Origin of the sequence: Paenibacillus sp. PK4536 (assembly GCF_028594455.2) — a bacterium.
GTDB lineage: Bacteria > Bacillota > Bacilli > Paenibacillales > Paenibacillaceae > Saccharibacillus > Saccharibacillus nuruki.
The window spans coordinates 1-7,500 of the sequence record NZ_CP126313.1; the positions used below are offsets into that span (position 1 = coordinate 1).

3 protein-coding genes, 10 tRNA genes and 2 rRNA genes (1 of these 15 only partly in view) are annotated in these 7,500 nt (G+C 45.1%); all 15 read right to left on the minus strand.

Going from position 1 to position 7,500, the window contains the following annotated elements; all coding sequences use genetic code 11:
- Positions 1-236 precede the first annotated feature (236 nt).
- Positions 237-1,256, minus strand: a complete 1,020-nt coding sequence (gene ruvB / locus PO903_RS00005; RefSeq protein ID WP_069329815.1) for a Holliday junction branch migration DNA helicase RuvB — start codon at positions 1,254-1,256, stop codon at positions 237-239.
- Between the two features lie 344 nt (positions 1,257-1,600).
- Positions 1,601-2,215, minus strand: coding sequence for a Holliday junction branch migration protein RuvA (ruvA, locus tag PO903_RS00010; RefSeq protein WP_069329816.1), 615 nt, complete (start codon positions 2,213-2,215; stop codon positions 1,601-1,603).
- Positions 2,212-2,715 carry a crossover junction endodeoxyribonuclease RuvC gene (ruvC, locus tag PO903_RS00015; RefSeq protein WP_069329817.1) on the minus strand — a complete coding sequence of 168 codons (504 nt, stop codon included), beginning with the start codon at positions 2,713-2,715 and terminating at the stop codon, positions 2,212-2,214. Before ruvC ends, ruvA begins: the two co-directional genes overlap by 4 nt.
- Positions 2,716-3,351: 636 nt before the next feature.
- Positions 3,352-3,425 (minus strand) — tRNA-Pro (locus PO903_RS00020).
- Between the two features lie 10 nt (positions 3,426-3,435).
- A tRNA-Leu gene (locus PO903_RS00025) sits at positions 3,436-3,515 on the minus strand.
- A gap of 15 nt (positions 3,516-3,530) precedes the next feature.
- Positions 3,531-3,607 (minus strand) — tRNA-Arg (locus PO903_RS00030).
- 20 nt (positions 3,608-3,627) lie between these two features.
- Positions 3,628-3,702, minus strand: a tRNA-Gly gene (locus PO903_RS00035).
- Positions 3,703-3,756: 54 nt separating this feature from the next.
- Positions 3,757-3,832: transfer RNA gene (locus PO903_RS00040), tRNA-Asp, on the minus strand.
- A 7-nt stretch (positions 3,833-3,839) separates the two neighbouring features.
- Positions 3,840-3,913: transfer RNA gene (locus tag PO903_RS00045), tRNA-Met, on the minus strand.
- 26 nt (positions 3,914-3,939) lie between these two features.
- Positions 3,940-4,015, minus strand: a tRNA-Val gene (locus PO903_RS00050).
- A 12-nt stretch (positions 4,016-4,027) separates the two neighbouring features.
- Positions 4,028-4,099 (minus strand) — tRNA-Glu (locus PO903_RS00055).
- 99 nt (positions 4,100-4,198) lie between these two features.
- A tRNA-Ser gene (locus PO903_RS00060) sits at positions 4,199-4,290 on the minus strand.
- Positions 4,291-4,293: 3 nt separating this feature from the next.
- Positions 4,294-4,369 (minus strand) — tRNA-Asn (locus PO903_RS00065).
- Between the two features lie 53 nt (positions 4,370-4,422).
- Positions 4,423-4,539, minus strand: a 5S ribosomal RNA gene (gene rrf / locus PO903_RS00070).
- Between the two features lie 64 nt (positions 4,540-4,603).
- A 23S ribosomal RNA gene (locus PO903_RS00075) occupies positions 4,604-7,500 on the minus strand; it runs 26 nt beyond the window's last position.

A 7,500-nucleotide genomic window follows, 5' to 3' on the forward strand; every position in this document is an offset into this window, starting at 1 on the left:
CTCATCACTCATCACTCATCACTCATCACTCATCACTCATCACTCATCACTCATCACTCATCACTCATCACTCATCACTCATCACTCATCACTCATCACTCATCACTCATCACTCATCACTCATCACAAATTGTACGGACTACTTCCTTTATATACAATTATATTATCGCCAAAAAGGCTTATTATTTATAGCACCTTGCTCTCTATAAATAATAAGCCTTTTCCCTAAATCAAATCTATGCTTTTCCATTCAAATGATCAGGCATCGGTATCCCCAAGTAATCATAAGCCATAGGAGTCACGATCCGCCCACGTGGTGTACGTTGTAAGAATCCCAATTGAAGCAAATAAGGTTCATACACATCTTCAATCGTTTGACCTTCTTCACCAATCGTAGCCGCAATAGTGTCCAATCCTACAGGACCTCCGCGGAAATTATGAATCATCGCTTGCAAGACTTTATGATCAATCTGATCCAGTCCACGCGGATCCACTTGTAACATATCTAATGCTTCATCTGCAATCTCAGGTGTGATGATGCCGTCTCCCCGTACCTGTGCATAATCACGAACACGTTTAAGCAAACGGTTAGCAATACGTGGCGTTCCTCTGCCTCGAAGTGCAATTTCATCGGCTGCATCTCCCACAATATCGATACCAAGAATTTCTGATCCACGACTTACAATAAATGAAAGTTCATCGACTGTATACAATTCTAAGCGACTCACTACCCCAAATCGATCTCGCAAAGGAGCAGATAATAAGCCTGCACGTGTCGTTGCTCCGATCAAAGTAAATGGAGGTAAATCCAAACGTACAGAACGAGCACTAGGACCTTTACCAATCATAATATCAAGTGCTGAATCTTCCATCGCTGGATATAATACTTCTTCCACAGACCGATGCAAGCGATGAATCTCATCAATAAACAACACATCGCCATCTTGAAGATTGGTCAGTAAAGCAGCCAGATCACCAGGACGCTCTATAGCAGGCCCTGAGGTTGTTCTTAAGTTCACACCTAGCTCATTAGCAATAATGTTAGCAAGTGTGGTTTTACCTAAACCTGGTGGACCATATAAGAGTACATGATCTAGCGCTTCACCTCTTAATTTAGCCGCTTCAATATAAATCTTCATATTTTCTTTAATCCGTGTTTGCCCGATATATTCTGAAAGGTAACGGGGACGTAGACTCAGTTCCACCGCTTGGTCTTCCATCATCAAGTTAGCAGATATGATGCGGTCATCCGTCATCTTTATTCGCTCCCCTTCATCTGTTCTACCTGTTTTTTCAATTCGATCCAAAGCTATCTTTAAATATACCCTAGCCATTTTAATATAAATATTTAGTAAAAGATAAGTGCATACATTACGTTTTTTTAAAATAGTATTACTTGATCTTAATTATAATCTTAATCACTATATTAATTACGATCTTAATTACTACATTAACTACTGTATTATTCGTAATATATGCAAAATAGAAAAAACTTTTTCAGTACGATACAATCTTCTACAAAATTCATAGCCTTTACTCTCAAATATACTGAAATATATTGAATTTCTATTCTTTTGATTATTTTAGCATAATGATTGTATTAGCCAGTATACAACATTTTTAGTGCTCTCTTCATCACATCATCGGCTGTATCATCAGGGAATACCTCGTGTTTCAATGTTTGCCAGATTCGATCTAATTCGGTATCCGTATATCCTAATGCTTTCAGTCCATCGCGCACTTCAGGCCATACTTCTCCAGAAGTATTTGTAGATATCGCCGGAGCAAATAACCCTGTAGTAATCAGAGAATCTCCAATACCACCTAGTTTATCTTTCAAGTCCAAAATCATACGTTGTGCTGTCTTTTTACCAATCCCAGGCAATTTGGTCAAGAACGTAATATTTTCTTGATAAATAGCAGTAACTACACCCTCTGGACTACCACCGCTCAAAATCCCAAGTGCTACACGTGGACCAATTCCTGATACTTCAATCAATTTACGAAATAACTTCTGTTCATCACGAGTAGGAAATCCAAAGAGTTGAATCGCATCTTCTCGTACATAATGATGAGTGTAGATGGTCACTTCGCCTGCTTCTTTCATCCATGCATAAGGATTAGGGCAAAACACACGGTACCCGATTCCTTGCATATCTACAATCACATATTCATTCTCCAAATGGACAATCGGTCCGCGCAAAAAATCAATCATTTTTTCAATACCTCATTTATCTTGGAGTTTAGCAAATAAGAATGCGCATGACATACAGCAACAGCTAACGCATCAGCCACATCATCAGGCTTCGGAATTTTTTGCAAATTTAAAAACATTCGAATCATTTCTTGAACCTGTCTTTTTTCAGCTTTACCATAACCAACAACAGCTTGTTTTACTTGCATTGGTGTATATTCTGCAATAGGTAATCCCTTTTGTTTAGCAGCTAATATCATCACTCCACGTGCCTGACTAACAGACATCGCATTGGTTACATTCCGATTAAAAAAGAGTTTTTCAAAAGCTACAGTGTCTGGCTGATATTTCTCAATCAATTGCACTGTACCTTCATAGACATGTAATAATCTATCCTCATCCGGTGTATGAGCTTCCGTTTGAATACATCCGTATTGAACAGGAGTCAACTTACTTCCGTTTTTATCAATAAATCCAAACCCAACGATCGCAATCCCGGGATCAATTCCCATAACACGCAAATCTATCGCTCCCTTGTTGTACCCCATAAGTATTAATGATCTTACTTGAATATATAAGACAACTTTTATACAAAATAAATCTATTCTGTATATCGCACATTAAATCACCTAGCTAGTATAAACTAAATCATTTAACTATCAGGATTTAACCATATCATCGCTAGAAATCATAATCTTAATCATATATTCGATTTGACCTCAATAGGCGAACATATGTATCTCTTTCATTTTATTATAGCAAATATAAATCAACTTGAGTTAATAAAATAACAAAATTTCATTGAAGTTATATCAATTGTATTTTCGAAACAACTTCGGAGTATTTCAACTAAAATGATAATTATTTATAACTCCATCTATATGTATCCCTATAATTAAGTCGTTAGTTATATTCTAGTGTTCATTAATATTTATTATCATTTTCCTATTCGTTTTATACATTCTTATTTGCTTTTAATATCTATTTTTATCTAGCTGTAATGGCTACTATTTTATATTGTGTTATTTATATTTTAATTATTGTATATCTTTCAGAGTAGAAATTTTTTATAGTTCTACAGCTATATTTAAAATAAATATGAATTTAAAATAAACATAAAAAAACCATTGATCATAATGATCAATGGTTTTTTAGTATCGGGACGACACGATTTGAACATGCGACCCCCTGGACCCAAACCAGGTGCTCTACCAAGCTGAGCTACGTCCCGATAAATAATATGCCGGTGAAGGGACTCGAACCCCCACGGTTTCCCTCACGATTTTGAGTCGCGCGCGTCTGCCAATTCCGCCACACCGGCCAATCAAGATAAAAATGGCGCGCCCTAAGAGATTCGAACTCCTGGCCTTTTGATTCGTAGTCAAACGCTCTATCCAGCTGAGCTAAGGGCGCAAATAAAATGTAGAAAATATTGGAGCGGACGATGGGAATCGAACCCACGACCCTCGCCTTGGCAAGGCGATGCTCTACCGCTGAGCCACGTCCGCAATGTAATATTCATTGCACTACTTATGATCGAGCCAATTTTCTTTAAAAGAAAATGGCGGAACCGACGGGATTTGAACCCGCGATCTCCTGCGTGACAGGCAGGCATGTTAACCCCTACACCACGGTTCCAGATTAATTGCGGGGACAGGATTTGAACCTGTGACCTTCGGGTTATGAGCCCGACGAGCTACCGGACTGCTCCACCCCGCGTCATTAATACTTGCTATAAAATTCTATGGTGGAGATTGACGGGATCGAACCGCCGACCCTCTGCTTGTAAGGCAGATGCTCTCCCAGCTGAGCTAAATCTCCAAGAAGTAAATATGACCCGTAGGGGACTCGAACCCCTGTTACCTCCGTGAAAGGGAGGTGTCTTAACCACTTGACCAACGGGCCACAATAAAACCAACACTTTACATATTAACATTTTATTACTTTAAGAACAAGTTAATTTAAAACTAATTAATTTGCTATTGGCTGTAATAAAACGGCCTCTGGCGGAGAGAGAGGGATTCGAACCCTCGAGACGCTTGTGACGCCTACACGATTTCCAATCGTGCTCCTTCGGCCAGCTCGGACACCTCTCCATATGGCTCCCCGAACAGGACTCGAACCTGTGACAACTCGATTAACAGTCGAGTGCTCTACCAACTGAGCTATCAGGGAATAGTCACCGTCTCCTCGGATCGCTCCTTGAAACGGTCAATCTGTCTTGCTCTGCTTGGCAACGTCCTACTCTCCCAGGACCCTGCGGTCCAAGTACCATCGGCGCTGGAGGGCTTAACGGTCGTGTTCGGGATGGGTACGTGTGGAACCCCTCCGCCATCATTACCAAACAGTCAGGCTCGTGTTGCTCCCTGAAAACTGAATCCGAAAACTGAAACATCGCATTTGTAGATTTTGGATAAGCCCTCGACCGATTAGTATTGGTCAGCTCCATGCCTTGCGGCACTTCCACCCCCAACCTATCAACCTCGTCGTCTACAAGGGGTCTTACATACTGGGAAATCTCATCTTGAGGGGGGCTTCACGCTTAGATGCTTTCAGCGCTTATCCCTTCCGCACGTAGCTACCCAGCGATGCTCCTGGCGGAACAACTGGTACACCAGCGGTGCGTCCATCCCGGTCCTCTCGTACTAAGGACAGCTCCTCTCAAATTTCCTACGCCCACGACAGATAGGGACCGAACTGTCTCACGACGTTCTGAACCCAGCTCGCGTACCGCTTTAATGGGCGAACAGCCCAACCCTTGGGACCTACTTCAGCCCCAGGATGCGATGAGCCGACATCGAGGTGCCAAACCTCCCCGTCGATGTGGACTCTTGGGGGAGATAAGCCTGTTATCCCCAGGGTAGCTTTTATCCGTTGAGCGATGGCCCTTCCATGCGGTACCACCGGATCACTAAGCCCGACTTTCGTCCCTGCTCGACGTGTCTGTCTCGCAGTCAAGCTCCCTTATGCCTTTACACTCTTCGAATGATTTCCAACCATTCTGAGGGAACCTTAGGGCGCCTCCGTTACACTTTAGGAGGCGACCGCCCCAGTCAAACTGCCCACCTGACACGGTCCCTGTACCGGATCACGGTACGAGGTTAGAACTCAAATGCGATCAGGGTGGTATCCCAACGGCGCCTCAACCGAAGCTTGCGCTCCGGTTTCTACGGCTCCCACCTATCCTGTACAAATCGCACCCCAGTTCAATATCAAGTTGCAGTAAAGCTCCATGGGGTCTTTCCGTCTTGTCGCGGGTAACCTGCATCTTCACAGGTATTAAAATTTCACCGGATCTCTCGTTGAGACAGCGCCCAAATCGTTACGCCATTCGTGCGGGTCAGAATTTACCTGACAAGGAATTTCGCTACCTTAGGACCGTTATAGTTACGGCCGCCGTTTACTGGGGCTTCGGTTCATAGCTTCGCTTGCGCTAACCACTCCCCTTAACCTTCCAGCACCGGGCAGGCGTCAGCCCGTATACTTCGCCTTGCGGCTTCGCACAGACCTGTGTTTTTGCTAAACAGTCGCTTGGGCCTTTTCACTGCGGCCCCCTCGTGCTATTCACACTACCGGGGCACCCCTTCTCCCGAAGTTACGGGGTCATTTTGCCGAGTTCCTTAACGAGAGTTCTTCCGCGCGCCTTAGAATTCTCTTCTCACCCACCTGTGTCGGTTTACGGTACGGGCACCTGCTTCCTGGCTAGAGACTTTTCTTGGCAGTGTGAAATCATGACCTTCGCTACTACAATTTTCGCTCCTCATCACAGCCTGGCCTTGCGATATGCGGATTTGCCTACATATCAGCCTCACTGCTTGAACGGACATCCATCAGTCCGCGTCACTATCCTCCTGCGTCATCCCATTGCTCATAACGGCTTTCGGTGGTACAGGAATTTCAACCTGTTGTCCGTCGACTACGCCTTTCGGCCTCGCCTTAGGTCCCGACTTACCCTGAGAGGACGAGCCTTCCTCAGGAATCCTTGGGTTTTCGGCGGATCAGATTCTCACTGATCTTTTCGTTACTCATACCGGCATTCTCACTTGAATGAGGTCCAGCGCTCCTTGCGGTACACCTTCAATCTTCATTCAACGCTCCCCTACCCCTGATACAAAGTATCAAGCCATAGCTTCGGTGGTGTGTTTAGCCCCGTTACATTTTCGGCGCAAAGTCACTCGACCAGTGAGCTATTACGCACTCTTTCAATGGTGGCTGCTTCTAAGCCAACATCCTGGTTGTCTGTGCAACTTCACATCCTTTCCCACTTAACACACACTTGGGGACCTTAGCTGATGGTCTGGGCTGTTTCCCTTTCGACAATGGATCTTAGCACTCACTGTCTGACTCCCGGAATAAAGTCTGTGGCATTCGGAGTTTGACTGAACTTGGTAACCCTTGCGGGCCCCGCATCCAATCAGTGCTCTACCTCCACGACTCAACTTCCGAGGCTAGCCCTAAAGCTATTTCGGGGAGAACCAGCTATCTCCAGGTTCGATTGGAATTTCTCCGCTACCCCCACCTCATCCCCGCACTTTTCAACGTGCGTGGGTTCGGGCCTCCAGTACGTGTTACCGTACCTTCACCCTGGACAGGGGTAGATCACCTGGTTTCGGGTCTACGTCCACGTACTCAGTCGCCCTATTCAGACTCGCTTTCGCTGCGGCTCCGGCTTTTCACCTTAACCTTGCACGGGAACGTAACTCGCCGGTTCATTCTACAAAAGGCACGCCATCACCCATTCATAGGGCTCTGACTTTTTGTAAGCACACGGTTTCAGGTTCTATTTCACTCCCCTTCCGGGGTCCTTTTCACCTTTCCCTCACGGTACTGCTTCACTATCGGTCGCTAGGGAGTATTTAGCCTTACCAGATGGTCCTGGCAGATTCATACGGGGTTTCACGTGCCCCGCACTACTCGGGATCCGTCTCGGAGAGAATGAGATTTAAGCTACAGGGCTTTCACCTTGTCTTGCGGGCCTTTCCAGACCTCTTCGCCTACCTCATTCCTTTGTAACTCCAAAGAGACGTCCCACAACCCCAAGAAGCAAGCTTCTTGGTTTGGGCTGTTCCGCGTTCGCTCGCCGCTACTGACGGAATCACTCTTGTTTTCTTTTCCTGAGGGTACTTAGATGTTTCAGTTCCCCTCGTCTGCCTCTGCACACCCTATGTATTCAGGTGTGAGTAACTGGAGATGAATCCAGTTAGGTTTCCCCATTCGGACATCCCCGGATCACAGCTTGCTTACAGCTCCCCGAGGCTTTATCGTTGTTCGCCACGTCCTTCATCGGCTCCTAGCGCCTAGGCATC

What these genes read in the sequence shown, in the direction of transcription:
- ruvB (WP_069329815.1), bottom strand. Translation starts at nt 1,256, where the DNA reads ATGACGGATGACCGCATCATATCTGCTAACTTGATGATGGAAGACCAA.
- ruvA (WP_069329816.1), bottom strand. Translation starts at nt 2,215, where the DNA reads ATGATTGATTTTTTGCGCGGACCGATTGTCCATTTGGAGAATGAATAT.